General features: G+C 73.4%; 21 protein-coding genes. 7 read left to right on the top strand and 14 right to left on the bottom strand.

What is annotated here, in order from left to right; genetic code table 11:
- Positions 1 to 11: 11 nt before the first annotated feature.
- From Sm713_RS07025 to Sm713_RS07010, 4 genes are all read right to left on the bottom strand, one after another.
- Positions 12 to 1100, bottom strand: coding sequence for a PDZ domain-containing protein (locus Sm713_RS07025; protein ID WP_212908786.1), 1089 nt, complete (start codon positions 1098 to 1100; stop codon positions 12 to 14).
- A gap of 250 nt (positions 1101 to 1350) precedes the next feature.
- The gene (locus tag Sm713_RS07020) at positions 1351 to 1593 is read right to left on the bottom strand and encodes a hypothetical protein (protein ID WP_249416146.1); all 243 of its coding nucleotides are present in this window, start codon (positions 1591 to 1593) and stop codon (positions 1351 to 1353) included.
- A 95-nt stretch (positions 1594 to 1688) separates the two neighbouring features.
- Positions 1689 to 2123, bottom strand: coding sequence for a molybdenum cofactor biosynthesis protein MoaE (locus Sm713_RS07015; RefSeq protein ID WP_212908785.1), 435 nt, complete (start codon positions 2121 to 2123; stop codon positions 1689 to 1691).
- Between the two features lie 231 nt (positions 2124 to 2354).
- Entirely contained in the window at positions 2355 to 3464 is a 1110-nt protein-coding gene (locus Sm713_RS07010; RefSeq protein WP_212908784.1) for an SDR family oxidoreductase, read from the bottom strand.
- Between the two features lie 191 nt (positions 3465 to 3655).
- Here Sm713_RS07010 and Sm713_RS07005 point away from each other — a divergent pair, with 191 nt between their 5' ends.
- Both Sm713_RS07005 and Sm713_RS07000 read left to right on the top strand, forming a co-directional pair.
- Positions 3656 to 5239 carry a zinc-dependent metalloprotease gene (locus Sm713_RS07005; RefSeq protein ID WP_212908783.1) on the top strand — a complete coding sequence of 528 codons (1584 nt, stop codon included), beginning with the start codon at positions 3656 to 3658 and terminating at the stop codon, positions 5237 to 5239.
- Positions 5236 to 5754: an NUDIX hydrolase gene (locus tag Sm713_RS07000; RefSeq protein WP_212908782.1), complete on the top strand. Its 519-nt coding sequence runs from the start codon at positions 5236 to 5238 to the stop codon at positions 5752 to 5754. Before Sm713_RS07005 ends, Sm713_RS07000 begins: the two co-directional genes overlap by 4 nt.
- Before the next feature lie 96 nt (positions 5755 to 5850).
- Here Sm713_RS07000 and Sm713_RS06995 read toward each other — a convergent pair whose 3' ends face one another.
- The 4 genes from Sm713_RS06995 to Sm713_RS06980 form a co-directional block, all read right to left on the bottom strand.
- Positions 5851 to 6630, bottom strand: coding sequence for an AIM24 family protein (locus tag Sm713_RS06995; protein WP_212908781.1), 780 nt, complete (start codon positions 6628 to 6630; stop codon positions 5851 to 5853).
- Positions 6631 to 6646: 16 nt separating this feature from the next.
- Complete coding sequence (locus Sm713_RS06990) at positions 6647 to 7336, bottom strand: AIM24 family protein (protein ID WP_212908780.1); 690 nt, start codon at positions 7334 to 7336, stop codon at positions 6647 to 6649.
- Positions 7333 to 9747 (bottom strand): TerD family protein, encoded by a 2415-nt coding sequence (locus tag Sm713_RS06985; protein ID WP_212908779.1) that lies wholly within the window; start codon positions 9745 to 9747, stop codon positions 7333 to 7335. Before Sm713_RS06985 ends, Sm713_RS06990 begins: the two co-directional genes overlap by 4 nt.
- A gap of 125 nt (positions 9748 to 9872) precedes the next feature.
- Entirely contained in the window at positions 9873 to 10463 is a 591-nt protein-coding gene (locus tag Sm713_RS06980) for a M48 family metallopeptidase (protein ID WP_212908778.1), read from the bottom strand.
- 289 nt (positions 10464 to 10752) lie between these two features.
- Between Sm713_RS06980 and Sm713_RS06975 the strand changes: the two genes are divergently transcribed.
- The 3 genes from Sm713_RS06975 to Sm713_RS06965 all read left to right on the top strand — a co-directional run bounded on the left by Sm713_RS06975 (position 10753) and on the right by Sm713_RS06965 (position 15201).
- Positions 10753 to 11940: a TOMM precursor leader peptide-binding protein gene (locus Sm713_RS06975; RefSeq protein ID WP_212908777.1), complete on the top strand. Its 1188-nt coding sequence runs from the start codon at positions 10753 to 10755 to the stop codon at positions 11938 to 11940.
- A 77-nt stretch (positions 11941 to 12017) separates the two neighbouring features.
- Complete coding sequence (locus Sm713_RS06970) at positions 12018 to 13463, top strand: AarF/ABC1/UbiB kinase family protein (RefSeq protein WP_212908776.1); 1446 nt, start codon at positions 12018 to 12020, stop codon at positions 13461 to 13463.
- A 652-nt stretch (positions 13464 to 14115) separates the two neighbouring features.
- Positions 14116 to 15201, top strand: a complete 1086-nt coding sequence (locus tag Sm713_RS06965) for an IS110 family transposase (RefSeq protein ID WP_212908775.1) — start codon at positions 14116 to 14118, stop codon at positions 15199 to 15201.
- 139 nt (positions 15202 to 15340) lie between these two features.
- On the opposite strand, the gene Sm713_RS06960 is transcribed toward Sm713_RS06965, so the two are convergent.
- The 4 genes from Sm713_RS06960 to Sm713_RS06945 all read right to left on the bottom strand — a co-directional run bounded on the left by Sm713_RS06960 (position 15341) and on the right by Sm713_RS06945 (position 18883).
- Positions 15341 to 15664 carry a hypothetical protein gene (locus tag Sm713_RS06960; RefSeq protein ID WP_212908774.1) on the bottom strand — a complete coding sequence of 108 codons (324 nt, stop codon included), beginning with the start codon at positions 15662 to 15664 and terminating at the stop codon, positions 15341 to 15343.
- Positions 15661 to 16029: a WhiB family transcriptional regulator gene (locus Sm713_RS06955; RefSeq protein ID WP_212908773.1), complete on the bottom strand. Its 369-nt coding sequence runs from the start codon at positions 16027 to 16029 to the stop codon at positions 15661 to 15663. The genes Sm713_RS06960 and Sm713_RS06955 overlap by 4 nt, the downstream gene beginning before the upstream one ends.
- Positions 16030 to 16191: 162 nt before the next feature.
- Complete coding sequence (locus tag Sm713_RS06950; protein ID WP_374196032.1) at positions 16192 to 16500, bottom strand: hypothetical protein; 309 nt, start codon at positions 16498 to 16500, stop codon at positions 16192 to 16194.
- Positions 16501 to 16672: 172 nt separating this feature from the next.
- Complete coding sequence (locus tag Sm713_RS06945; protein WP_374195967.1) at positions 16673 to 18883, bottom strand: ATP-dependent DNA helicase UvrD2; 2211 nt, start codon at positions 18881 to 18883, stop codon at positions 16673 to 16675.
- A 474-nt stretch (positions 18884 to 19357) separates the two neighbouring features.
- Between Sm713_RS06945 and Sm713_RS06940 the strand changes: the two genes are divergently transcribed.
- Together Sm713_RS06940 and Sm713_RS06935 are read left to right on the top strand one after the other, a co-directional pair.
- Positions 19358 to 20578 (top strand): hypothetical protein, encoded by a 1221-nt coding sequence (locus Sm713_RS06940; RefSeq protein ID WP_212908770.1) that lies wholly within the window; start codon positions 19358 to 19360, stop codon positions 20576 to 20578.
- 151 nt (positions 20579 to 20729) lie between these two features.
- Positions 20730 to 20972 (top strand): mycoredoxin, encoded by a 243-nt coding sequence (locus tag Sm713_RS06935; RefSeq protein ID WP_212908769.1) that lies wholly within the window; start codon positions 20730 to 20732, stop codon positions 20970 to 20972.
- A 137-nt stretch (positions 20973 to 21109) separates the two neighbouring features.
- On the opposite strand, the gene nudC is transcribed toward Sm713_RS06935, so the two are convergent.
- Both nudC and Sm713_RS06925 read right to left on the bottom strand, forming a co-directional pair.
- The gene (gene nudC / locus Sm713_RS06930) at positions 21110 to 22072 is read right to left on the bottom strand and encodes an NAD(+) diphosphatase (RefSeq protein ID WP_212908768.1); all 963 of its coding nucleotides are present in this window, start codon (positions 22070 to 22072) and stop codon (positions 21110 to 21112) included.
- A 537-nt stretch (positions 22073 to 22609) separates the two neighbouring features.
- Positions 22610 to 26161: an ATP-dependent DNA helicase gene (locus tag Sm713_RS06925; RefSeq protein WP_212908767.1), complete on the bottom strand. Its 3552-nt coding sequence runs from the start codon at positions 26159 to 26161 to the stop codon at positions 22610 to 22612.
- Between the last annotated feature and the right edge of the window lie 85 nt (positions 26162 to 26246).

The following is a 26246-nucleotide window of genomic DNA, read 5'->3' as shown; positions in this document are numbered from 1 at the left end:
CTCCCGCGGGGTCACTTCTTGGCGCAGGTCGGCAGGGCGCCCGTCTTGCCGCTGCGGATGTCCTTCAGGGCGGCGAGGGCGTCGTGGATGGTGTTCACCTTGACGAGCGTGAGGCCCGCGGGGACGTTCTTCTCGGCGGTCGCGCAGTTGCCCTGGGGGGTCAGGAAGTACTTGGCGCCCTTGTCCCGCGCGCCGATGGTCTTCATCTCGATGCCGCCGATCCGGCCGACCTTGCCGGAGTCGTCGATGGTGCCGGTGCCGGCCACGAACGACCCGCCGGTGAGGTCCCCGGGCGTCAGCTTGTCGACCAGGCCGAGGGAGAACATCAGCCCCGCGCTCGGGCCGCCCACGTCGGCGAGCTTGATGTCGATGGAGAACGGATAGGTGTGGTCGGTGCCGGCCTGGATGCCGACGATCGCGCGGGCGTCGTCGGGGGCCTTGCGAGTGGTGACCCGCACATCCCGGGTCCCGCTCGGCGCCTTCCCGGACTTCTCGGCGGCGGCCTGCTCCTTGGCGGGGACCACGGTGAAGACCACGTCCTGACCCGGCTTGTGCTCGGTGACCAGCTTCGCCACGTCGTCGGGCTTCTTCACGGCCTTGCCGTCCACGCTCTTGATGACGTCGCCCGCGTGCAGCCTGCCCTGGGCTGCGCCGCCCTTGAGCACGGAGGCGACGACGACCCACGACCTGACCGGGATGTGCAGCTCGCGCAGGGCGGCGACCTTGGCGCTCTCCTGGGACTGGCTGAACTCCTCGGCGTTCTCCTGGTTGGACTGCTGCTCGGTCTGCCCGTCCGGGTAGATGGCCTGGTGCGGCACGACGAGCCGGTCGTCCGCGAGCCAGCCGTAGACCGCCTCGACGAGGTTCATGTTGTACTCGGCGCTGGTGACGCGGACGGTGGTCATGTTGAGGTGGCCGCTCGCGGGATAGCTCTTGCGCCCGGAGATCTGCAGCACCGGCTCGCCGTTGTGATCGGAGAGCGTGTTCACCGTCGGACCCGGGGACATCTCCGAGTACGGCACGCGGATGAACACACCCGCACACAGCAATGCGATCAGGATCAGCGTCGAGGCGAGCATCGTCGCGGTGCGGCGTGGCATGGGACGACAGTACGTGACAAGCCTGTGGGAGCGCGGACGGGGCGGCGGCCCCGGGCCCCCGGCCCGGCGGTGCCGGTAAGGGCGCCCTACGCGCGCGTGGCGGCCGTGGAGCCGGTCCGCGGCCCAGGGCGCCGGACGACCGCTGACGCGCGCGTGGAGAGCCTCCGACGGCGCTCTCCACGGCTCGGCGTCCGGGCCGACGCCCTGCCCGTGTCCGAGCCGCAGGCGCCTGCCGTGTGGATCGCGCCGCCTACGCGCGCGTGGAGACCGGTTCGGGATCCTCGGTGCCGGCGGTGACGGAGCCGGCCCCCTCCAGGGCCGTCTTCTCCATCGCCGCGCGGAAGCGGGCGTAGCCGGCCAGCTCGGGGCCGTCGCCGACCTTGCGCTGGCGTGCGGCCCACTTCCCCCACAGGCTGGCGCCGACCGCAGCCACAAGCGGAATCAGCAGCCAGGCGAGCACCGCCATGCCGACCTCCCAACCCCAAAGAGCCACCGACACTGACTGATCAGCAGATTAATCGTCTGCTCCGTCAACGCTCACGGCAGGGGTCCGGTTACGCAACCGGAATGCTCCGGGCCGGTTTGTGGTCAGCAGGCGCCGACCCATTCCTCCGTACCGTCCGAGAAGTGCTGCTGCTTCCAGATGGGCACCTCGTGCTTGAGGTCGTCGATGAGCTTGCGGCAGGCGGCGAAGGCCTCCGCGCGGTGCGGGCAGGAGACGGCGACGATCACGGCGAGGTCGCCCACCACCAGATCGCCCACCCGGTGGACGGCCGCGAGGGCGCTCACCGGGAACTCCGCGACGACCTTCTCCGCCACCTTTCGGATCTCGGCCTCGGCGGTGGGGTGCGAGCTGTACCCGAGGCGGTCGACCGCGGCGCCGCCGTCGTGGTTGCGCACCGTGCCGACGAAGAGGGCGGTGCCGCCCGCCGCGGGATCCCCCACCGCCCCGAAGACCTCGTCGAGGGAGAGCGCGACATCACGCACGGCAATCAGCCGGATGACCTCAGAAGTCGTTGACATGCCACCATCCTAGGAATCACGCCCTGCCGCCCAGCCGCGAGGAACCGTTCCCGCGACCGCCCACCGCCACTCTCCCACGCCGTTCCTGAGGGCGGTCCCGTCCCACGGGTGCCCGGCGGCCCCCGGGGCCCGGCGGCCGGGCCCGGGGGCCGGACCCGGGAGCCCGCTCTCCCGGTCCGCCGCGGCTCTCACGGCGTGCGTGCCCCGGCCTCTGCCCGCGCCTGCCCGGCCCTACCGCCGCCGGGCCTTGCGCGCCCTGCGGACCAGGGCCGCCGTGCCCAGCAGTGCCACCGTCGCCCCCGCGGCGCCCGCGGCCGTGGCGTCCTTGCGCCCGAGCCGCCGCCCGGCGACCGTGTGCCGCCCGGCCGCCTCCGCCAGGAGCTCGGCGAGCACCTCCTCGTTGGACCACTGCGGGCGCCAGCCCGCGTCGTGCAGCCTGCTGACGCTGACCACCCACGGGTACATCGTGTACGCGAGGTCGCCGGCGGGCGAGGGGGTGAGCCCGATGCGGTGCAGCCGGGCCGCGGCGCCCAGGGCCACCGCGGAGGGCAGCTCCATGCGGCGGATCCCGCTGAGCTCCTCGACCTCCTCCTGCTCCAGCCAGCCGTCGCAGCCGACCGCGAGCTCGCCCTCCACCTTCTCCAGCGCCGCGTACTCCAGGGCGCTGCACAGGTCCTCGACGTGGCAGAACTGCCAGGCCGGCCGGGACCCCGCGACCACGAGAAGCCGAGGTGACTCGAAGTAGCGGGTGAGCGCCGTGTCGGTACCGCCCACCAGGACGGCGGGCCTGACGACGGTGACGTTGAGGCCGGGGTGCGCTCTGGGAGCCCGGCGCCCGAGGCGCTCGATCTCCAGGAGGTCGCCGACGCCGGTGGCCTCGGCGGTCGCGCGCAGCTCCGCGTCCTCCGAGAGCGGCAGCTCGTTGTCGGGCAGCGCCCCGTAGACCATGGCGGACGTGCACAGCACGACACGGCGGACCCCGGCCGCGGCGGCCGCGGTCAGCACCGTCTGGGTACCGCGGACGTTGTAGGCGCTGCGGGCGGCCGGATCCGTCTCCAGGTCCAGGTCGACGGCGAGGTGGACGACGACGTCCACGCCGCGCAGCCGCTCGGCGATCGCCGGGTCGCGGACGTCCAGGGTGTGCCATTCGGCCGCCTCGCACTGCCCGCGCCGCTCGTCGACGGCGACCACCTGCCCCACCTCGTCGCTCGCGGCGAGGCGCTCGGTCAGCAGCGCGCCGACGCCCGAGGCGGCGCCGGTGACGGCGACGACGGGCCCGTTCTGTACAGGCCCTGGCCCGGGGTTTCGCGCTGCGCGAACCTGTGGATCAGGGGAACTCACCAGGTGTCTCCAGCGGTTGTCTTCAGTACGTACGCCAAGGAAATCGCACGTGGCCGGTGGCATCCATCCTGCCGCAGGCACCGACTCGGCGGAGCACCGAGGCTCGCAGGGCCTCGGGTGTCTACGCTGGAATGTGACGCAGGGCAGTCGCCGCCGGCTCCATCCGGCGGCCCAACGAGCCGAGGAATCCCGTGAGTGACACCCCATTCGGATTCGGCCTTCCGCCGGAGGAGCCGGACGACGGCGACGAGGGCAAGGAGAAGGACCAGCAGGGCGGTGGTGGTCAGGGACAGGGACCTGCCAATCCGTTCGGTTTCGGACTGCCCGGAGGAGGCGGTGGGGACAACCCGCTGGCCGCGATGTTCGGGTCCATGAACCCGAACGACCTGGGCGCCGCGTTCCAGCAGCTCGGCCAGATGCTCTCCTACGAGGGCGGCCCGGTGAACTGGGACATGGCCAAGCAGATCGCCCGCCAGACCGTCTCCCAGGGCACGCCGGACGGCACCAAGGACAGCAGCGTGGGCCCCGCTGAGCGCTCCGCTGTCGAGGAGGCGATCCGGCTCGCCGACCTCTGGCTGGACGACGCCACATCCCTGCCGTCGGGCTCGGGCTCGGCCGTGGCCTGGAGCCGCGCCGAGTGGGTGGAAGCCACCCTTCCGATCTGGCAGGAACTGGTCGATCCCGTCGCCGAGCGGGTCGGGGCGGCCATGGGTGATGTGCTCCCCGAGGAGATGCAGGCCATGGCGGGCCCGCTGATCGGGATGATGCGCTCCATGGGCGGCGCCATGTTCGGCACCCAGATCGGCCAGGCCGTGGGCGTGCTCGCGGGCGAGGTGGTGGGCTCCTCCGACATCGGCCTGCCGCTCGGCCCGGCGGGCAAGGCCGCGCTGCTGCCGCTGAACGTCGCTGCGTTCGGCAAGGACCTGGGGGTGCCCCAGGAGGAGGTGCGGCTGTACCTGGCGCTGCGCGAGGCGGCCCATCAGCGCCTCTTCGCCCACGTGCCGTGGCTGCGGTCGCATCTGTTCGGCGCGGTCGACGGCTATGCGCGGGGCATCAAGGTCGACACGCAGAAGCTGGAGGACGTGGTCGGCCAGCTCGACCCGCAGAACCCCGAGCAGCTCCAGGAGGCGCTGCAACAGGGCATGTTCCAGCCGGAGGACACCCCCGAGCAGAAGAACGCCCTGGCCCGCCTGGAGACGGCTCTGGCGCTCGTCGAGGGCTGGGTCGACGCCGTCGTCCACGCGGCCGCCAGCCCCCGCCTGTCGTCGGCCTCGGCGCTCCGTGAGACGCTGCGCCGCCGCCGTGCCACCGGCGGCCCCGCGGAGCAGACGTTCGCGACGCTGATCGGTCTGGAGCTCCGCCCGCGCCGCCTGCGCGACGCCGCCCGGCTGTGGGCGTCGCTCACGGACGCCCGCGGTGTCGACGGCCGCGACGCCCTGTGGTCCCACCCGGACATGCTGCCCACCGCCTCCGACCTGGACGATCCGGACGGCTTCGTGCACCGCGAGCAGCTGGACTTCTCCGAGCTGGACAAGATGCTCGGCGAAGCACTCGGCGGCGAGCGGGATCGGACGGAGGACGAGGACGGCGGCGAGGGTTCCGAGGCCCCCAGGGCCTCCGGCGGCAAGGCCGCCGAGGGCGGAGACAAGGCCGCGGGCGGCGAGGATTCCGCTTCCGACGAGGACTCTGCGCCCGGCAAGGACTCGGGCAAGGGCCCCGACACCGGCAAGGACTCCGGCGAGGACTCGGGCAGCGAGGGCGACGACAAGCGGTGAGCCTGCACGACGACGCCGTTCTCGTCCTCAAGGAGTACCCGGCGCAGGACGCGCTGCGCCAGTCGTACCTGGACCATCTGACCGCGCACCCGGACGGCATGTGGAAGGCCTGCGCGGCCGGGCACATCACGGCCAGCGCGCTGGTGATCGACCCCGACCGCGGCCGGGTGCTGCTGACGCTGCACCGCAAGCTCCGCATGTGGTTGCAGATGGGCGGCCACTGCGAGCCCCAGGACGGGACGCTCGCGGACGCCGCGCTGCGCGAGGCCACCGAGGAGTCCGGTATCACCGGCCTGACGCTGCTGCCCGGCCCGGTACGGCTCGACCGCCACCAGACGCCCTGCGCGTGGCACCTCGACGTCCAGTACGCGGCCCTGGCCCCGGCCGGGGCGGTGGAGGCGATCAGCGACGAGTCCCTCGACCTCCGCTGGTTCCGCTACGCGGAGGTGCCGGACGCCGCGGACGACTCGGTGGTCCGGCTCCTGGGGGCGGCACGGGAGAGGGTCGGAGCGTAGGGGCGTCGCGGCGTAAGGACGTCGCGGCGTAGGGACGTCCGGAGGACAGGGATGTCCGGCAGCGTAAGGGCCGGGACGGCGGCGCGGCCCCGGGCGTCAGTTCCAGACGGTGCCCTGGTTCTGGCTCTCCGGCCCGTACGGGCCCATACCGTACTGCGTGCCCGGCCCCTGGCCCTGGGCACCCGATCCCTGGCCGGCCGTGGCTGCCACCGGCGGCAGTGGCTCGCCGGGCTGGACGAGCGCGTAGCCCTGCCCCATGAAGCTCAGCTCCCACGCCCCGCCGGTGTTCCCGCCCCGGCGCCGTGCACCCGGGGAGTGGTTCTGCGCCTGCATCTGCACCCGCAGGCCGTTGGACCACGCCACGACGGCGTCCGCGTCGGCGTTGACGTAACGGTCCGGGGTGACCTGGACCATCAGCGGGTGCCCCGAGGTCATGAGGGCCACCTGACCGCGGCCGCTGACGACGATCAGGTGCCTGCCCGAGCCGGAGACCCCGTACCGGCTGTCCACGGCCACGATCTCGTGGTGCAGCGCGGCGTCCATCGCGAGCACGGAGCCGCTGTCGACGGTCAGGCCGTCCTGATCGACGTCGACGACATGGACGTACTGGGCGAGGCCGGCGAAGTAGGCCGTGCCCTGCCCCTGGCAGCGCATGAGGTCCGCGCCCCCGCCGGTCCCCGCGGGGGCGTGCTGCTGCCCCATCGTCGTCTGGATCTCGCCGTCGAACTCGACCAGCCCCTGGTGGGCGACCACGGAGCCCTGACGCGCCAGCACGTCGTCGTTCCCCCGCAGAGTGATCCGCAGGAGCTGCGGGTTCTGTAGGGCGTAGCGCTCCTGGGTCTGCCGTTCGGCGAAGCTGAAAAGCGGGCTCTGCATCTGTCTGGTCTCCCCCTCAGCCCCGGATCCGGAGCCGGTCGGCGCTGTCGGTGCTGTTCTCGCTCGGCTGCACGACGACGATGCCCTGTCCCACGAAGCCCATCTGGTAGGCCTCGCCGCTGCCCCGCCCGATGAGGGTGCCGGCCTTGAATATGCGCTTCGCCTTCACCTTGAGGTTCGGCGACCAGGCGACGAGTGCGGCGGGGTCCACGTAGGTCTCGTCCTCGCCCCGGCCGCAGTCGAGGACGATGGGGGTGCCCCTGGACGTCAGCGCCACGGAGCCCCGCCCGGAGACATGGACGTTCCAGAGGCCCTGCCCGGTGAACTTCGCCATGCCCTTCACCCGCTCGACGCCCCACTCCAGATGCGCGTCGAAGGCCAGCAGGCTGGTGCCGTTGACGGAGAGCCCGTCGCCGTTGAGGTTGACGACGACGACGTCCGCACCGTGGTCCGCCAGGTAGAGGATGCCGTCGCCGCTGCACTTCATCAGGGGCGCGCCCTCGTCCGTGGTCCAGTCCCGGGCCGTCTGCCGGACCGCGGGAGGGTCGGGCTCGTACTGCACGAGGCCCTCGTGGGCGGACATCGAGCCCACGCGCGCGTAGAGGTCCTGACCGCTCTGGAGGGCGACCTTGACCATGTGCGGGCCGTGGTTCTCCATGCGGGCGGCCACCGGTGCCGGCGCGAAGCCCGCGAGCTGCTGGTTCATGACGGACCTCGGACCTCGAACGGCTGGACGACGATGAAGTGGCCGGGCGCTCCCCGGAACTGGAGGTTCACGCTCTGCCCGCCGGCGCCCGGATGGGCGTTCGACCGCGTCCGCACCTGGCCGGCGACGACAACCTGGGACGCCGCCGACCAGGCGACGACCGCATGGCAGTCGGCGAAGGTCGTGGGCGTCACGGGGAGCACGACGGGCAGGCCGTGCGTCTTCACCAGGACCGTTCCGGTGCCCTGGAACTGGAGGGTGGCGAGGGCACCGCCGGGGATGCCCTGCCCCTCGATGCGACGCGCCTCGTACTGGAGGGCCTCGTCGAACGCGAGGACGTGCTCCGCGGAGACGCAGATGGCGTCGCCCTGGAGCTCGACGGGGAACAGATGGGCGGCGTCCTCCGCGAGGAACACCTGGCCGTGGCCCGTGCAGCGCACCAGCTGGTCCTCCTGGCCGGTGGCGTCACCGGCGACCCGGCCGGCGATCCCCGCGCCCTTCTGGGCGAAGTCGACCTTGCCCTGGTGGAGCACCACTGTGCCCTGGCGGGCGAGCAACGCCTGGGCGCCGATGGCCAGGTCCACCCGGACCAGCTTCTCGTTCTGCAGGGTCCAGCGCTGCCCGGTCGCGGTCTCCCGGTAGGGCTGGAGTGCGGCCATGACGCCCTGCACCCCTGCTCCCTGCCCGGCCGCGCCGGGGAACTGCGGCTGTCCGGCCTGCGAGTACGCGGACGGGGGCGGGCCCGCGTACGTGCCGGACGGGGGCTGGGAGAGCCCGGGGCGCGGTGCGCCCGGGGGCCGACCGTAGCCGGGCGGCAGGGTCGGGGCGGGCGGTGTGGTCGGCAGGGCGAGCGGCCGGCCCCAGTCGAGGGGTGCGGTCGGGGTGGGCGTCTGGAGGCCGTAGCCGTCGCCTTCGGTCGGCGCCAGCAGCTCGGGCTCGTCGTAGCTGGGAGGCGGGGCCGCGGGGTGGCCGGCGGGCACGGACGCCGTCTGGCCGGGAGGCGCGTAGCCGGGCGGCAGCGGCGCCGGCCGGCCCTGGGGGTGGCCGGGCGGGATGGGGGCGGGGTGGCCGGGCGGCGGGGGTGCCGGATGAACGGGATGGCCGTAGCCCGGCGGTAGCGCGGCTGATGTGCCCTGTGGAGCGTAGCCGGGTGGCACGGAACCCGTCTGGCCAGGCGGCTGAGGCTCGGGGTGACCGGTCTGACCGTAGGCAGGCGCCGTCGGGCCGTGGTGGGCGTACCCGGGCGGCAGGGCCGCGGACGCGGACGTGCCCTGCTGGGCGTACCCGGGCGGCAGGGCACCCGTCTGGCCAGGCGGGTGAGGCAGGGGTTGATCGGACGGCCGAGGTGACGGCTGCCCGGGCCGGCCGTAGCCGGGTGGCAGGGACGCCGGCTGGCCGGACGCGTGACCGGGCTGCTGCGGCTGGCCGGGATCGGGGTTCCCGAAATGGCCGGACTGGCCCGGAAGCAGTGGCTGGTCCAGCGGGCCGTACGGGGACGCCGGTGCGGTCGTGCTCTCGGGAGCGGTGGGGCCGGCGAAGGTCGCGGCGCCGTGCACGATCGGCCGGCCGGCGACCGTGGGGGCGTCCGAGAGCGCGGGCTCGCCGCCGGGCGGCGTGGCGTCGTCGGCCGCCGGCGGAAAGCTCTGCGGCGCGGGAGCGGGGGCGGGCGCCGGCGCGGGGCCGGGGGCGGGCGGCACCGCCCGGCGCTCCGGGGCCGCGGGCTCAGGTGCGGCCGGGGCCGGAGCGGGGGCCGGAGCCGGGACGGCGAACGCGGGCGGCTCGACCGGCTCCGAAGGCGGGGCGAACGCCGGCACGGGAAAGGCCTCGGTCGGCAGCGCGAAGGCTGGAATCTCCGTCTCCGCTTCCCGCGCGGCCTTCTGCTCCTCGGCGATCTCACCGCCGAAGTACTTGATCAGCGTGTCCAGCGTGCCGTCGAATCCCTGGCCGACGGCGGCGAACCGCCAGGCGTCCTTCATGTAGAAGTCGCCGAGCACCAGCGCGCGTTCGGTGGTGAACTCGGGACCGCTGAACGAGTACCGGGCCACCTCCAGGCCGCCCGCCACGATCCGCAGGTAACCGGAGCCGATCTCCGACATCTGCCCCTCGCCGTCGACGCTGGCGGTGAACGACAGCCTCTGGATCTCCGCCGGGATCCTGTCCAGCGTGACCCGGAACGACTCCGTGTCGCCGGCCTGGGCCCCGAGCAGTTGGAGGGCCTCCTCCGGGGACTTCGGCTGGTTGAAGAAGACGAGGTAGCGGTCGTCGGCGAGCCGTTCGTCCGCGTCGAGCCCGAAGCAGCTGATGTCGAAGGCCAGCCCCGGGGCGTCGATGCGGACGCCCACGTACAGATCCGTTCCGGCGGTGAGGTCACTGATCCTGGCCTTGTGGCCGCGCTGGAATTCACGAGCCATGCGAGACGACCGTCCCCCATCACGATGTGTGTGTACGTCGCGTCAGGCTAACCGCAATCTCTGACAGCGCACGAAGCCGCTACACACCCGGTACACAATCACCGGGCGGGACGGGACGTGACGGATCAGTCCGGGGCGGGCACATGGGGCAGCCGGTCCGCGGCGACCACCCCTTCGAGATAGCCGCGCGCCCGCTCCGTGCGCGGGTAGGCCTCCAGCAGCCGCCAGAAGCCGGGGCCGTGTCCGGGCACCAGCAGGTGGGCCAGTTCGTGGGCGAGGACGTAGTCGATGACGTAGTCGGGCATGCCCTGCAGGCGGTGCGAGAGGCGGATGCTGCCCTCGGCCGGGGTGCACGAGCCCCAGCGGGTGTTCTGGTTGGTGACCCAGCGGACCGAGGTGGGTCTGGCCCGGCCGTCGAAGTACTGGGCGGACAGCTGCCCGGCCCGCTCGGCGAGGTCCGCGTCGTCCAGGGTGCGCTTGCTCTCCTGGGCGGCCAGCTTGTCGAGCATGACTGTCACCCAGCGCTGCTCCTCCGCCTTGGACATCCGGGCGGGGATCAGTACGACGGTGCGATCGCCCTCGCGGTACGCGGACACCGTTCTGCGGCGACGGCTGCTTCTGCGCACCTCGACCGCGCTCGCCCCGGAGCCGCCGGATGGCTGGCTCGTCGTACTGCGCTGAGAGGTTCCGGCGCGGTGCAGTGGGTCGGCGGGCACGCCACGACGTTACCTGCTGCACGCGGCGGAAGTCCCGTTCCCCCGGGCCCTTGGCGACGGATCCGGCGCCGGGCGAGGCATTCCCCATATTTGTATGACTATTTTCCACACCTGTGGATAACTTTCGGCGGGCCACGGCCGGGATCGGGATGCTGGAACCCGGCCGGTGGAGCGACGGGGGACTCCACCGGCCGGCCGGGGCGTCATCGGCGCCCCGGCCGCGCGCGGCATGCCTGGCAGGACATGTCGAACGCGCGGCACGGCACCGGCGATCTCACGGGGGAGAACCATGCATCCGCTCCTGAAGCCCGCGCTGCGGCGCGGCTGGCGCAACCTCAACACCGTCCAGTTCGGCGTGGCGCCCGCCCACGCCGTGGTGCTCGGCCCTGTCGACGTGGCCTCGGGCAGCTTCCTCGCCCTCCTCGACGGCACCCGCGGGCTGCCACTGCTGCGCGAGGAGGGCCACCGGATGGGCCTGGCCGAGGGCCAGGTGGACAGGCTCCTCGACCGGCTGACCAGGGCCGGCCTGCTGGACGACGCCAAGGGAGGCGGCCCCGCGGCGGACGCGCTGCGCGCCAGGGGCGCCGTGCTCGACCGGCTCCGACCCGACCTGGCCGGCCTCGCGGTCACCGATCCGGCGCCCGGTGGTGCCATGAGAGCGCTGGCCGCGCGCGGGGAGATGCGGGTGCAGGTCCGGGGCGCCGGGCGGGTGGGGGCGGTCGCGGCGGCTCTCCTGGCGGCCTCGGGTGTGGGCCAGGTCGACGTGTGCGACGGCGGCCGCGTCGAGCCGTGGGACGTCGCTCCGGGCGGCCTGCCGCCGGAGTCCGTCGGCGAGCGGAGGGCGGACGCCGCGCGGAGGGTGGTCCGCCAGGCCGCCCCGGGCCGCCCGCCGCGCAGGTCGCCGGGCGGGGAGCCGGAGGCGCCCGGAGGCGGGAGCCAGGTGTCGCTGGTCGTGCTGGCGCCCAGGGACGGTCTCGACGCGCATGCCCCCGACCCGGCGGTCTCGGCGGACTTCGTGGCGGGCGGGGTGCCGCATCTGTACGCGGGTGTGATGGAGGCGACGGGCGTGGTCGGTCCCCTCATCCTGCCGGGGATGACCGGCTGCGCCGGCTGCCTCACCCGGAACCGCACGGACCGGGATGCTGACTGGCCCCGTCTTGTCGCGCAGTGGCGTTCGGGCCGCCAGCGGCAGGTGATCGCGGGCGAGCTGTCCCTCACCTCGGCTATCGCCTCGCTGACCGCGGCCCATGCCCTCGCCTTCCTGGACGGCGGGCTTCCCGCGAGCGTCGCCGCCCGGTGCGAGGTGTCGGCCCCCGGCCTCGACTGGCGGCGCAAGCCGCTCGTGCCGCACCCGCACTGCCCCTGCGGCGCCGGCCGCAGAACCTCCGACCTGCAGGAATCCGTCGCGGAGCCGGAGGAGGGCCCCAGCGCGGACGGCCACGGGACGAGCCGGGAAGGTCAAACGGCATGCACCTGAGCCGACGACCGGCGGCACGAGACAATGACGCGGTAACCGCCGCACGTGGCGCAGCTGTCTGGGTTTTGGAGGGGCGCATGTCTGATCTTCCCCGGAAGGCGGTCACCCGTACCGCGAAGCTGGCCGCGCTGCCGCTCGGCTTCGCCGGGCGCGCGACCTGGGGGCTCGGGAAACGCATCGGCGGCATGTCGGCGGAGCTGGTGGGCAGGGAGCTGCAGCAGCGCACGGCCGAGCAGTTGTTCCGGGTGCTGGGCGAGCTGAAGGGCGGGGCCATGAAGTTCGGACAGGCCCTGTCCGTCTTCGAGTCCGCGCTTCCGGAGGAGATCGCCGGGCCCTACCGCGCCGCGCTCACCAAACTCCAGGAGGCCGCTCCGCCGATGCCGACCAGCACGGTGCACTCCGTGCTGGCGGAGCGGATGGGCGAGGACTGGCGCGAGCTGTTCCTGGGGTTCGAGGACAAGCCCGCGGCCGCCGCCTCGATAGGCCAGGTGCACCGGGCGGTGTGGCACGACGGCCGCGCGGTGGCGGTGAAGGTGCAGTACCCGGGCGCCGGCGAGGCGCTCCTCTCCGACCTCGGCCAGCTGAGCCGCTTCGCGCGGCTGCTCGGCCCGCTCATCCCCGGTATGGACATCAAGCCGCTGATCACGGAGCTGCGCGACCGGATCTCCGAGGAGCTGGACTACGACCTGGAAGCCGAGGCCCAGCGGATACACGCGGAGGAGTTCGCCGACGACCCGGACGTGGCGGTGCCCGACGTCGTGTACCAGTGCGCGCAGGTGCTCGTCACCGAGTGGATAGACGGTGTACCGCTCTCGGAGGTCATCGCGGACGGCACCCAGCAGCAGCGGGACCGTGCCGGGCAGTTGCTGGCCCGGTTCCTGTTCTCGGGGCCCGCCCGTACGGGACTGCTGCACGCCGACCCCCACCCGGGCAACTTCCGGCTGCTCTCCGACGGTGAGGACCACTGGCGCCTGGGCGTCCTGGACTTCGGCACGGTGGACCGCCTGCCCGGCGGGCTGCCCCCGACCATCGGCCCCTGCCTGCGCATGACCCTCGACGGCGAGGCCGACGCCGTCTACGAACTCCTCCGCGAGGAGAACTTCGTCAAGGAGGACATCGAGCTCGACCCGGCCGCGGTGCTGGACTACCTCCTGCCCATCATCGAGCCGGCCCGGGTCGACGCGTTCGAGTTCACCCGCGGCTGGATGCGCAGCCAGGCCGCCCGGATCGCCGACCCCCGCTCCCCCGCCCACCAGCTCGGCCGGCAGCTCAACCTCCCGCCGTCCTACCTCCTGATCCACCGGGTGACGCTGAGCACCATCGGCGTCCTGTGCCAGCTCGGCGCCACGGTACGGCTCCGGGACGAACTCGAGGACTGGGTGCCGGGGTTCCTGGAGCCTGAGGAGGAGGCGGAGGACGAGTACGGGGAGGACCTTCCGGACGCGGAGGGCGAGGAAGACGCGGAGAGCGAGGAGGACGCCGAGGGCGAGGAAGGGGAGAAGGAGCCGCTGGCGGAGGCCTGACGCGGCGGGGTGGCCGCCCACCATCGCGTGACGGCCGGGGGCGGGCCCCGGCTCCGAGCACGAGCCGGGCTCCGGCTTCGGCTCCGGCTCCGGCTCCGGCTCCGGCTCCGGCTACTGACTGTCCCTGGGACGGGCGACGGCTCTCCCGGGCCACGTCACACGCTGAGGCACGAGTCCGACTCGGGCTACGGGGCCCACCCGTAAGGCCACATACCCATGCCCAGCCCGCGGCCGGGCGCCAACGAGAAACCCCCCGCACCAGTGGCCTTGTGGGGCCGGTTGCGCGGGGCTGCATGGTTTCCGTCTCGGGCCGGGGCCCTCTCCGGCCGGTCCACCTCTGACAGTGATCATGTGACTGGTGGTTCTGCTGATGAGCCTGACTCGCCCTCTGACTGACGTCGCTGACTGTCCTGTTTGGGATTTGTCGGCTCGTCGGCGGGACCATCAAGCACGCGGCCGGACGGGTGGTTGTGACTTCATAGGAGCACTGCGGGCCCGTGCCGACCGACACCCTGGACGCTACGGCTGCAGACCGAGCATCTGGGGTCGATTCAACAAGTCAGGAGCTTGGTCCAGAAGCCCCGTCACTGTCTTGTCCACCCGCCCGACCGGCGCGTGCCGCCCTCGGCTCGGACAAGCGGCAAGGACGGACATGACCAGCATGACGCACGGCGGCCCGGAGATCACCGGCGGAGTCGACACCCACGGCCTGACCCACCACGCCGCTGTGATCGACCCGCTCGGCCGGCACCTGGCCGATCGGGAGTTCCCCGCCACCATCCCCGGATACCGCGACCTGCTGAACTGGATAGGCTCGCACGGCACGCTCACCGCGGTCGGTGTGGAGGGAACCGGCGCCTACAGAGCCGAACTCGCCCGGGTCCTGACCGCGGCGGGGGTCACGGTCATCGACGTCGACCGGCCGGACCGCAAGATGCGCCGGATGAAGGGCAAGTCCGACCCCATCGACGCTTACGCGGCCGCGACGGCAGCGGCCTCCGGACGGGCCACCGGCATTCCCAAGAGCCGCGACGGCGTGGTCGAGGCCGTACGTGTCCTGCGGGTCGCGCGCCGCAGCGCGGTCAAGGCCCGCACCCAGGCCATGAACCAGATCCGCAACCTGCTGGTCTCTGCCCCGGCGATGCTGCGTGAGCAGGTCGCGGGCCTGGACCGGACCGCTCTGATACGCACCCTGGCCCGGCTGCGGCCCGGCGACGACCTGTTCCGCCCGCTGGCGGCCACCCGGGCCTCACCGCGCCGCCTGGCCCGTCGCCACCAGGCCATGGACGCCGAGATCGGCGAACTCGACCCCGAGATCGGGCCACCGGTCAAGCAGGCGGCTCCAGCTTTGCTGGAACTCTTCGGCGTCGGACCCGAGACCGCCCGCCAGCTGCTCGCCTCGGCCGGCGACAACCCCGAGCGCACGCGCTCGGAGGGTGCGTTCGCGCACCTCGCCGGTGTCGCCCCGATCCCGGCATCCTCCGGCCGCACCAACCGCCACCGCCTCAACCGGGGCGGCGACCGGGCCGCGAACAACGCTCTGCACACCATCGTGCTGGTGCGCATGCGCTACGACGAACGCACCCGCGCCTACGTCGAGCGCCGCACCAAGGAAGGGCTGAACAAGAAGGACATCATGCGCTGCCTCAAACGATTCGTCGCCCGCGAGATCTACCGCGCTCTGACCAGCACACCAGCCGACCACATCACGCAAACCGACCTCGCTCCTGCGGCTTGACATCCATGGGAGCATCCGGGCCGGCCGTTTCTGTCTCCGGCCGGGTCACTGTCCGATCCGCTGCGCCCCCGCCCCCAGGTGCGCTGTCGCACCGGGAGCGTGGGAGCCGTCGGGTCGTCGGGCCGGTCTCAGACGTCGATTACTGCATGACTGCCCTGGCCAGGGCGCGGCGGGCGCGCAGCGAGGCGCGCTCCGCGCGGCGCTGCATGCGGCGGGCGGTGGCCAGGTGGGCCCCGCGGCGCTGCAGTTGCGCCTCACGCAGCTGGTCGTGCATATGCGCACGAGCCAGGGCTTCTGGGATGAGTTGCATCTCTCGGGTCCTGTTCTGGCGCGAGGCGTTCGCGCCGGAGGTTCGCGTGTCTGGTGTCGCGGAGCCCAGGGGCTCCTTGGAGGACGGCTGCATCGGGGCCTGCTTCGTGGGGTCGTGCGTGACGGGGCGATCGATCGTTCCGGTGGTGTTCATGCCGCGACCGGGTTCTTGCGCGGGCGGCCACGCGGCCGCTTGCGGGCCACGACCACACCCTGGACGAACAGTTCGCCGCCCCAGACGCCCCAGGGCTCACGCCGCTCCTTGGCGCCGGCGAGGCAGGCCTCGATCAGCGGGCAGGTGCGGCAGAGGGACTTGGCGTACTCGACGTCTGCCGGGGACTCGGCGAAGAAGACCTCCGGGTCGTAGGAGCGGCAGGGGACGGGTACGCCGAGGTTCTCGATGGCGTCGTCGAGCGCGGTGAGCGCGGTGAGCGGAGTCACGGTGGAGTCCTCAGTCAGGCCGGGCGGGGTGATCGTCTCTGAAGGCGGTACGGACGGGGCGTGCGCTTCGAGTTGCACGGTGTCGTCTTCCTCGTCTGGTCGTTCCGGCCGATGGGCCGGATGGCTGGTACCGGATCTGTTGTTGTCCCGAGGCCCCTTCGCTCCGTCACCCCGTGGGGAAAACAGAAGGGCCGCGGATCCCTGGTGGGGTTCCGCGGCCCTGAAGGCGCCGGCCTGGTGTCAGGCTGGATCACTCCAGGGTTCGAGCCCACGGAAGGCCCACATGTGCTGAGCTGCCAGCTTCCGGAATCCGGCACCGGTCGCCGCGAAGGCATAGGCCTTGGCCTGTGCCGTCGCTACTGCTTCCGGTGCCTGGGTCGGTCGCTCATCGCGCTCGCGGACGGAAAGGCCCGCGAGGGACACGGAGGACGCCGGCCGGACGGCAGGAATGCCGGACAGACCGGTGCCCAGGTTCGAGAAGCCGAGCAGGCAGGAATTGGCGACCAGGCGATCGCTCATTTTGGCCGTGCTGCTGAAGCCGTTGTTCATCGTGATCACTTCAATCGCCTCCTCTCGGCGTCTCGGGGACCGGCTGGGGCCGGTCCGACGGCTATCAAGTACAACACGGAACCCCGGCTTCGGAGAAGCACTCGTTTCCGTTGGCCACGAACCTATGGGGATTCCCCGCGGATGCGCAAACCATTTTCTTGACGAGTTTTCCTCAGTCCTCGCCGTCGCTCTCCGGGCCCTCGTCACCTGCGCAGATGGCGAGGACCTGGGCTCCGAAGCGGCGCGTCTTGCGGATCCCCACGCCGGGGATCCGGGCCAGCTCGCTCTCCTGCTCCGGCACGGTCTCGGCGATGGCGACGAGGGTCTTGTCGGTGAAGACGCAGTACGCGGGCTGGCCCATCCGGTCGGCCTGTCCGGCGCGCCAGGCGTGCAACCGCTCGTAGAGGGCCTCGTCCATGTCGGAGGGGCAGTCCTCGCAGCGCATCAGTTTCAGGGCGCCCGCGTCGGTGAGGGTGCGCCCGCAGACCCTGCAGCGCGCGGGGGTGCGCTTCCTGGGGCCGGGGGTGTTGCCGCTGCCCCGTTCGACCCCGCCCAGGCCGCCTGGCGCGGCGGAGGCGGTGGACCTGGAACGCGTCCTGAGGCCGTCCAGGAAGGGGCTCGGTATCCGGCTGGGCCGGCCGCCGGGCGCGCGGGAGAGCGACCAGGAGACGGTGAGACGCTCGCGTGCCCGGGTCACGCCGACGTAGAGCAGGCGGCGCTCCTCCTCGATCTGCGCCTCGGTCCTGGCGTAGGAGATGGGCATCATGCCGTCGAAGACCCCGACGACGAAGACGGCGTCCCACTCCAGCCCCTTGGCGGCGTGCAGGGAGGCGAGGGTGACGCCCTCGACGGTGGGGGCGTGCTGGACTCCGGCGCGCTCGTCCAGCTCGGTCATCAGGTCGGCGAGGGTGGCGCCGGGCCTCGCGCGCGCGAAGTCGTCGGCCAGGCGTGCCAGGGCTGCCAGAGACTCCCACTTCTCGCGCACGGCGCCGGATCCGGCCGGCGGCTGCGGCGTCCAGCCCTTGGTCCTGAAGACGGCTCTGACCTGCTCCGGCAGGGTCTCGGCAGCACTCAGCACGGAGTCGTTCCGGCCGAAGCGGGCGGCCGCGCGCAGGGCGGCGCCGGCCTCGCGCACCTCGGGGCGGTCGAAGAAGCGCTCGGCGCCGCGGAGCTGGTAGGGCACGCCGGCGTCGGCGAGGGCCTGCTCGTAGCTCTCGGACTGGGAGTTGGTGCGGAACAGCACGGCGATCTGGCTGGCGGGCACGCCGGAGGAGATCAGGTCGCGGATGCGGCGCGCGGTGCCCTCGGCCTCGGCGGGCTCGTCGGGGTACTCCGTGTAGCCGGGCTCGGGGCCCGGCTCCCGCTGGGAGACCAGGGCGAGGCGGTGGTCGGCGGCGCGGCCCCGGGCCTGCGAGAGCAGGCCGTTGGCGAGGTGGACGACCTGGGGCGTGGAGCGGTAGTCCCGCACGAGCTTGATGATGGTGGCGCCCGGGTGGCGGGCCCGGAAGTCCAGCAGGTGGTCGGGGGTGGCGCCGGTGAAGGAGTAGATCGTCTGGCTGGCGTCGCCGACGACGCACAGGCTCTCCCGGTCGCCCAGCCACAGGTCCAGCAGGCGCTGCTGGAGGGGGCTGACGTCCTGGTACTCGTCCACGACGAAGTGCTGGTACTGGTCGCGGACCAGGTGGGCGATGTCGTCCCGGTCCTGGAGGATGCCGACCGTGAGCAGCAGGACGTCCTCGAAGTCGATGAGGGAGCGCTCGCGCTTGACGTCCTCGTAGGCCGCGTAGAGCTGGGCGATCTCCGGCGCGCTGCGCGGTAGCAGCCGGCGGGCCGCGGTGGCGGCGGACGGGTAGTCCGCGGGGGCGGTCTGGGTGACCTTGGACCACTCGATCTCGCCGGTGACATCCCGCAGCTCGGTGCGGTCGAGGCGGATGCGGCAGGCCGCGGCCGCCTCGCCGACGAGCTTGCTCTTGCGCTCGACGATCCGGGGCATCTCCCCTCCGACCGCCTTCGGCCAGAAGTACTGGAGCTGGCGGAGCGCGGCCGAGTGGAACGTGCGCGCCTGCACGCCCGGGACGCCGAGCTGGCGCAGCCGGCCGCGCATCTCCCCCGCGGCGCGGTTGGTGAAGGTGACCGCGAGCACCGTCTGCGGCTGGAGGATGCCGGCGTGCACGCCGTAGGCGATGCGGTGCGTGATGGCGCGGGTCTTGCCGGTGCCCGCGCCGGCCAGGACGCAGACCGGACCGTGCAGTGCCGTCGCCACCTCGCGCTGCTCGGGGTCGAGCCCTTCGAGCACCGCGTCGGCGCCCCGCGGCGGCGCCGTGACCTGGCCGGCGGCGCCGGCGTCCGGCTGGAAGAGGGTGGAGTGCGCTGCTGATGTCACCCGGCCATGCTGCCAGGTCGCTGTGGCGCGGGAGCCAGTTGTCCACAGGGAGGCACCGTTAGTCATATGAATCGCGCTGTGCGCCTGGGGCGGAGGCGACAAGCGGTCTTCCCTGCCGGTCCGCGACCACCGCCTGCGGCTGCGGCTGCGGCTGCGGCTGCGGCTGCGGCTGCGGCTGCGGCTGCGGCCATCGTCAGCGCCCTGCGCCCTGCGCCCGCACCCGGTTCGCCCCCGACGGCCGCCGCCCCGGCTCCACCGGCCACCCCGGCCGCTTCAGTCACTCCGACCTCTCCAGCCCCTCCAGCCCCTCCAGCCAGTTCCCGCTCGGAGAATCCCCCGTCCCGCACTACAACCTCCCGCCCACCCCGGTGGTCTAGGCAGCGCCGGAACCGTTCGTACACGCAAAGTTCGTTCTGGCGTTCCTTTTCGTTCGCGCACCGAGCCGTGCGCGCCCCCACACCGAGGAGAGCTCTCGTGCGCCAGCGCCGGAACACATCCCACCGACCGTCGCGTGCCCCGTGGCTGCGAGCCGCCGCAGCCGTGGCCGCCGCCGCGCCCGTGCTCGCGCTGGCCCCGGCCGCGCAGGCCGAACCGGGGGACACGGGACGGCCCGACCTGGTGGTGTCCGAGTTGCCGGCCACGGCATGGCAGCCCGGTACCGTCCGGCACGACACCGTGGCCCTCACCAACAGGGGCACCGCGGCCACCCACGGCGTCATGCTCCGGGTGCGCCTGACCCGCGGACTGGACTTCCCCGAGGCCGCCGACGGGTGCGCCTACACCACCGACCACGACCAGGTGCGCCAGGCCCTCTGCCGGCTCGACCTCACCCTGGAGCCGGGCGCCACGGCCACCGTGCCCCTGCCGATCGAGGTGCTGCCGAAAGCGCTGATGGAGTCGGTGGAGTACGGCACCGGCAGCACCGGCGGCGTGCCCGGTGAAGGGTTCAGCGAGAGCTACCGCCAGACGAACCTCACCGCCGACAACACCGCCGACCTCGCCGCCGTGGGCGACCGGGCCCAGGGCAGGCGGGGGCAGACGGTCACGGTCCGGCCCGCGCTGCGCAACGAGGGCCCCGGCTGGGTGCGGAACAACCAGAGCGACGATCAGCCCGCCCTGATGGTGAAGATCCCCGAAGGCACCACGGCGGTCCGGGCGCCCTCGGACTGCGTGCCCTTCGCGATCGACGGGCCGAGCGGGCCGTCGGCGCCCGGCAAGCCGCAGTACGTCTGCTTCCCGTCCGACAGCACCCTGGAGGTCGGATCCACCCACGCCTACGCGTTCCGGCTGCGCATCGACGACGTGACGCGAAGCTCGTCCGGCGAGGTCAAGGCCACCTCTGTCTACGACATCCACCCGGAGTTCGACCACAACGCGGTGAACGACACGGCGTCCATCAGCGTCCGGGTCCGCCACAGCGCCGCCACGGGTGCCGGGACCGCGTCCGGCTCGGGGCCCCGCACCGATGCCGCCCCCGCCGCTGCGGCCGGCCACCCGGCGAGCCGGACGGAAACCGGTACCCGTTCCACCCTGGCGTCGTCGGCCACTCTGGCGTCCTCGGCCACCGGGAGCGGCCCTCTCGCCGGGACCGGCGCCGGTGCGGCGCCCCTGGTGGCCGGTACCGCGGTGGCCTCCGCGGGCCTGGGCTCAGTGCTGATCGCCGTGGCCCGCCGGGGCACCCGGAACGGCTCCTGAGCGCCGCGCACGCTCCGTACCGGAACGTGCGCCCTGTGAGCTGCCTCCCGGGCCGGAAGGGAACGCGGGTCCGGGAGGGAATGGCCGGGGGCTCCCGGACGTTCCGGTCCATTGCCGGAACGCACCCCGAGCCACGAAGGAGCACACCGAGATGCCGGGCACGCTGACGATGTACAGCACCACATGGTGCGGCTACTGCCGCCGCCTCAAGGGCCAGCTGGACCGCGAGGGCATCGGGTACGACGAGATCAACATCGAGCAGGACCCGGATTCGGCGGCGTTCGTGGAGAAGGCGAACGGCGGGAACCAGACGGTACCCACCGTGCTCTTCCCCGACGGCTCCACCCTCACCAACCCCTCGCTTGCCCAGGTCAAGGAGAAGCTCGGCGCCTGAGCGCGGTGAGGTGCCCGCCGGCAGGGTGACGTGCCCGCGCGGACACGTCACCGCCGGGCGTCCGTCCCGGGCAGGCACGGGCCCCGCGCCCCCCGGACCCTTCGACGGGTCCGTGGACGGCTCGGGGCCCGGTGCCGTCAGGCGGGGGTGTTCCTCGGCCGCGGAACGGGCTCCCCGTACCAGAGCTCGATGAGGCGGGCCGCGATCGAGATCCCGGAGGGCGGCAGCACCTCCCCGGTCTCGAACGCGGCCCGCAGCTCGTCCCGCGAGAACCAGCGGGCCTCGGAGATCTCCTCGCCGTCGACCGTGATGTCGGAGGAGTCCGCCTGCGCCATGAAGCCGAGCATCAGGCTGGACGGGAACGGCCACGGCTGGCTGGCGACGTAGTCGACCTCGCCGACCTCGACGCCGACCTCCTCGAACACCTCGCGGCGCACGGACTGCTCGATGGACTCGCCCGGCTCCACGAAGCCGGCGAGGGTCGAGAAGCGGCCCTCCGGCCAGTGCACCTGCCGGCCCAGCAGCGCGCGGTCCTTGTCGTCCCTGACGAGCATGATCACGGCCGGGTCGGTGCGCGGGTAGTGCTCCGCGCCGCAGGCCGGGCACCGGCGGATGTGGCCCGCCGCGGCGATCACGGTCCGCTCGCCGCACCGTGAGCAGAAGCGGTGCAGCCGCTGCCAGTTCTCCAGGGCCACGGCGTGCGCCATCAGGGCGGCGTCCCGGGACGACAGCAGCAGGCCCGCCTCACGCAGGCCCGCGGGGCGCGCGGACTGGTCCATCCGCCCGGGAAGGCTGTCCTTCTGGAGCGCGAAGTAGCGCACGCCGCCGGCGTCGATGCCGAGGAAGTAGCGGTGCGCCTCGGTGGGCGGAGCCTCGAAGGACGGCGTCATGACCAGCTCCGTGGCGCCGTCCTCCGTCTCGTCGATGAGCACCTGGCCGCCGGAGACCACGAAGACCCTGGTCGTCGGGTGGCTCCACGCTGCGGCCAGCCAGGCCTCGTCCAGGCGGTGGTGTGCGGCGCGGTCGATGCCGCCGGCGGCGGCGAGCGAGAGCGGGCGGCCGCCGACGCGGTCGTCGGCGCGGTCGGTCCAGGTGGTCACTATGACTTCCAACTCCCCCGGAGGAAAAAGTGTTTCGGCAGGTCGGTGCGGTGGCGCGTCCAGCGGGACTCGGCGGGACGGCAGGCGCCGCGGGCGGATGAGGGGGCCCGTCCAGTGTGCCTCGCGGGCCGGGGTGATCGGCCGGGGTCGGGCGGGGGACCGGGCCGCGGAGGGGGCGGCGGCATGGACGACGTGAGCGGCGTGCCGCTCGGTGGGCGTGCGAACGACACGGACGGCGCCGTCCAGGACTTGCTCATGCAACGAGCCTAACGGCCCGCGGAAGGGTCTCCCCGCCACGGGCTCGGCGCCTTCGGGCCCGTCAGGGGCGCACTGTGACCGGTGTCACCTGCCGGTCGCCCAGGTCCGGGGTGCCAGCGCCGTGCGCGCCCGGGGCCCGTTCGCGAACGCTCTCCCTCGGCTAAGGGGCCGCTAAGGGGCCCCTCCTCCCGCGGGAGAGTGCCTCTCCGCAGCCCCGGGGCCCTGGGTGACACTCCAGCCCTCTCACCGTCGTCCGCCCCCGCTGGCGGTCCGGCTCTCTCACCGCTCCGGCTGCTCCGGCTGCTCCGCCTCCTCCGGCTGCTCAGGCAGCGGTTCCAGAGCAGATCCGTCCGGCCGCGGCGTCCCCTCCAGGAGGATGCGCTCCAGTTCCGCGCGGCCCGGCAGGTGCCGGGGGCGGACGGTCCGCCCGGAGCGTACGTGCACGAAGACGGCCCGTACGGACTCCACCGGTATGCCGTGCTGCTCCGCCCAGGCGAGCCGGTAGATCGCGAGCTGGAGCGGATCGGCGTACGGGATGCCGTCCATGGGACCGGAGCCGCCCACGGCGCCTCCACCGGCTCGGGCTCCGGCGCCGTCGCCGCGCGCGCCGCCGCGGGACCGGCCGGTCTTCCAGTCGACGATCTCGTACGCGGCCTCCGGGGCGTCGCCGTCCCGGTAGACGGCGTCGATGCGGCCGCGGACGACACGGCCGGCGAGGACGATCTGGAAGGGCGCCTCCACGCGGTGGGGTGTGCGGTGGGCGTACGGGGTGCGTTCGAACGCCTCCTTGAGCGCCTCCAGGTCGCGCTCGTCGTCGATCTCGGCATCGTGGCCGGGCGGCTCGTCGTCGCCGGGCAGTTCGCCCGTGTCCGGCAGGGGCAGCCGCAGTGCCTCGAAGCGGGCCTCCACCCAGGCGTGGAAACGGGTGCCCCGGCGGGCGGCGGGACGCGGCGGGCGCGGCATGGGGCGGGCCAGATCGCGGGCGAAGCCGTCCGGGTCGGCGGCGAGCCGCACCAGCTCCGTGGCCGTCAGCGAGGGCGGCAGGGCGATCTCCGTGACGGCCTCCCGGGAACGCAGCAGCTCTCCGGTGAGGGCACCGAGATCACGGTCCCAGGAGGCGACGGCGCGAGCCTCCTCAGGGGTGAGCCCGGCCGGAGCGTCCTGGGTGCCGGGGACGCCCGGGGCGCCCGGGACGCCCGCGGGATCCGGCTCCGGGGACTCCCCCGCCGTGGGGTCCGCGGCCCGGGACTCCGATACCTGCACGTCCGCAGCCTCACGGACGTCCATCGCGACGTGGGCGGCCGGCGCCTCCGGCGGCTCCTGCGGCCCCTGCGGCCCCTCAAGGTGGGCCAGGACGCGTGCCGCGGCGGCGCGGCGGAGCCGCAGGGCGGCCGGGTCGAGCGGCAGCGGCCATGCCTCGCCGGCCGCCTCGCGGGCCAGGACCGGGTTCTGAGCGCCTTCCTCGGGCTCGTCGGCCCATGCCTCGATCTCGCCGTGCCCCTCGGCGCAGTGCTCGTAGAGGGCCGCAAGGAACTCCGAGGGACCGCGGGGCTTCTTCTGCGTGGGCCCCCACCAGTGCCCGGAGCCGAGCAGCAGATTCCGGGGGCGGGTGAAGGTGACGTAGCCGAGGCGCAGTTCCTCGGTGTGCTGGTGGTCCTTCATCGCCTCCTGGAAGGCCTTGAGGCCCTTGGAGTCGAACGCGGCGACGTCGGGCAGGGTCGCGGCGTCGCCGCGCAGCGCGTGCGGGATGACCTTGCCCTGGGCGGTCCACTTCTCGCGTCCCTGGGTGCTCGGGAAGGTGCCGGTGACCAGTCCGGGAACGGCGACGACGTCCCATTCGAGGCCCTTGGACTTGTGGGCGGTGAGCACCTTGACGGTGTTCTCGCCGCCGGGCAGGGCGGCGTCGAGGCCCTTCTCGTACTGCGCCGCGGTGCGCAGGAAGCCGAGGAACGCGAGCAGGGTGGCCTCGCTGTCGTGGGCGGCGAAGGACGCGGCGACGTCCAGGAAGTTCGACAGGGTCTCGCGGCGGCGGGCCGCAAGAGCGTGCGGTGAGGCGGACAGCTCCACCTCCAGACCGGTGTACGTGAGCACCCGGTGCAGCACGTCCATGAGCGGGTCGGACAGCGAACGGCGCAGCTCGCGCAGTTCGGCGGCGAGGTGGGCGAACCGCACGCGCGCGTCCGGCGAGAACGGCAGCCCGTCGTCCTCGGGCTCCGCCTCGAACGGGCTCTCCAGGAAGGTGTCCAGCGCGTCCGCGAGGGACGTCACCTCGGCGGGGTCGACGCCCTCGACGGCCTCGGCGAGCCGCCGGTCGGCGTCGCCGGACCCCGCCGGGTCCTCGCGGCGGACGAGCACGCGCGCACGGCGGCCCAGCAGGGCCAGGTCGCGGGGGCCGATGCGCCAGCGCGGGCCGATGAGCAGCCGCACCAGGGAGGCGTTGGCACCCGGGTCCTGGAGGACCTCGCAGACGGCGACGAGGTCGGCCACCTCGGGGAGGTGCAGCAGCCCGGAGAGGCCCACGACCTCCACCGGCACGTCGCGCGCCACCAGGGCCTTCTGGATCCCGGGGAAGTCGGCCGCGGTGCGGCACAGGACGGCGATCTCGCCGGGCGGTGTGCCGGTGGCCACCAGGTGCGCGAGGGAGTCCGCGAGCCAGTCGATCTCCTCGGCGTGGGTGGTCAGCAGGGCGCACCGGACCGTGCCGTCCCGCTCGGCCCCGGGGGCCGGCCGCAGGGCCTGCACGCCCGTGTGGAGCGCGCGCAGGGGGGTGGCGAGGGTGTTGGCCAGGTCGAGCAGCCGGCCGCCGCTGCGGCGGTTCTCGCTGAGCGCGTGGCGCCGCGCCGGCCGGCCGTCGGGGTGGGCGAAGTGCTCGGGGAAGTCGTCGAGGTTGGCGACGGAGGCGCCTCGCCAGCCGTAGATGGCCTGGCAGGGGTCGCCGACGGCGGTGACGGGGTGTCCGGTGCCGCCGCCGAACAGCGCGGCGAGCAGGACGCGCTGGGCGACGGACGTGTCCTGGTACTCGTCCAGCAGGACGACGCGGAACTCGTCCCTGAGGATCGCGCCCACCTCGGGTCGGGTTCGGGCGAGCGCGGCCGACAGGGCGATCTGGTCGCCGAAGTCGACGAGGTCGCGCTCGCGCTTGGCGGCGCGGTAGCGGCCCACCAGTTCGGTGAGTTCACGGCGGGCGCCGGCCGCCTCGGGGACCTTGCGCAGGTCGGCGTTGGTGAGCTTGGCGCCGCCCAGGGTGCGCAGCAGGTCGGTGTCGTGGGCGCGCAGGCGCGCGGGCTCCACGAGGTGCTCGGCGAGTTCGGCGTCCAGGGCCAGCAGGTCGCTGACGAGGTCGGGGAAGGAGCGGGTGAGGGCCGGGTAGGGGCCCGGGGCCTCGCGCAGGACGCGGGCGGCGAGCTGGAAACGGGTGGCGTCGGCCAGCAGGCGGGTGGTCGGCTCCAGGCCGATGCGCAGGCCGTGGTCGGCGAGGAGCCGGCCGGCGAAGGCGTGGTACGTGGAGATGACGGGCTCGCCCGCCTCGCCGGGCACCGCGGGGTCCGGGTCGGTGACGCCCGCCCTGGCGAGGGCGGCGCGCACCCGCTCGGTCAGCTCGCCGGCGGCCTTGTTGGTGAACGTCAGCCCGAGGACCTGTTCGGCCGTCACCTGCCCGGTGCCGACGAGCCAGACGACGCGGGCCGCCATCACGGTCGTCTTGCCCGATCCGGCGCCGGCCACGATCACCTGCGGGGCGGGCGGCGCGGTGATGCAGGCCGTCTGCTCCGGGGTGAAGGGGATGCCGAGCAGCTCCTTGAGTTGCTCGGGGTCCGTGATGCGGGCATTCACGTCGAACGAGGCTAACGGGACCCGCCGACAGACCGGAGCGCGCGGGCGGCAGTCCACGCGTCCCACGACCGCCGGGCGCCCGCTC

Origin of the sequence: Streptomyces sp. TS71-3 (assembly GCF_018327685.1) — a bacterium.
Classification (GTDB): domain Bacteria; phylum Actinomycetota; class Actinomycetes; order Streptomycetales; family Streptomycetaceae; genus Streptomyces.
Note: the sequence above shows the minus strand (reverse complement) of the source record. Positions and strands in the feature narration are given on the sequence as shown.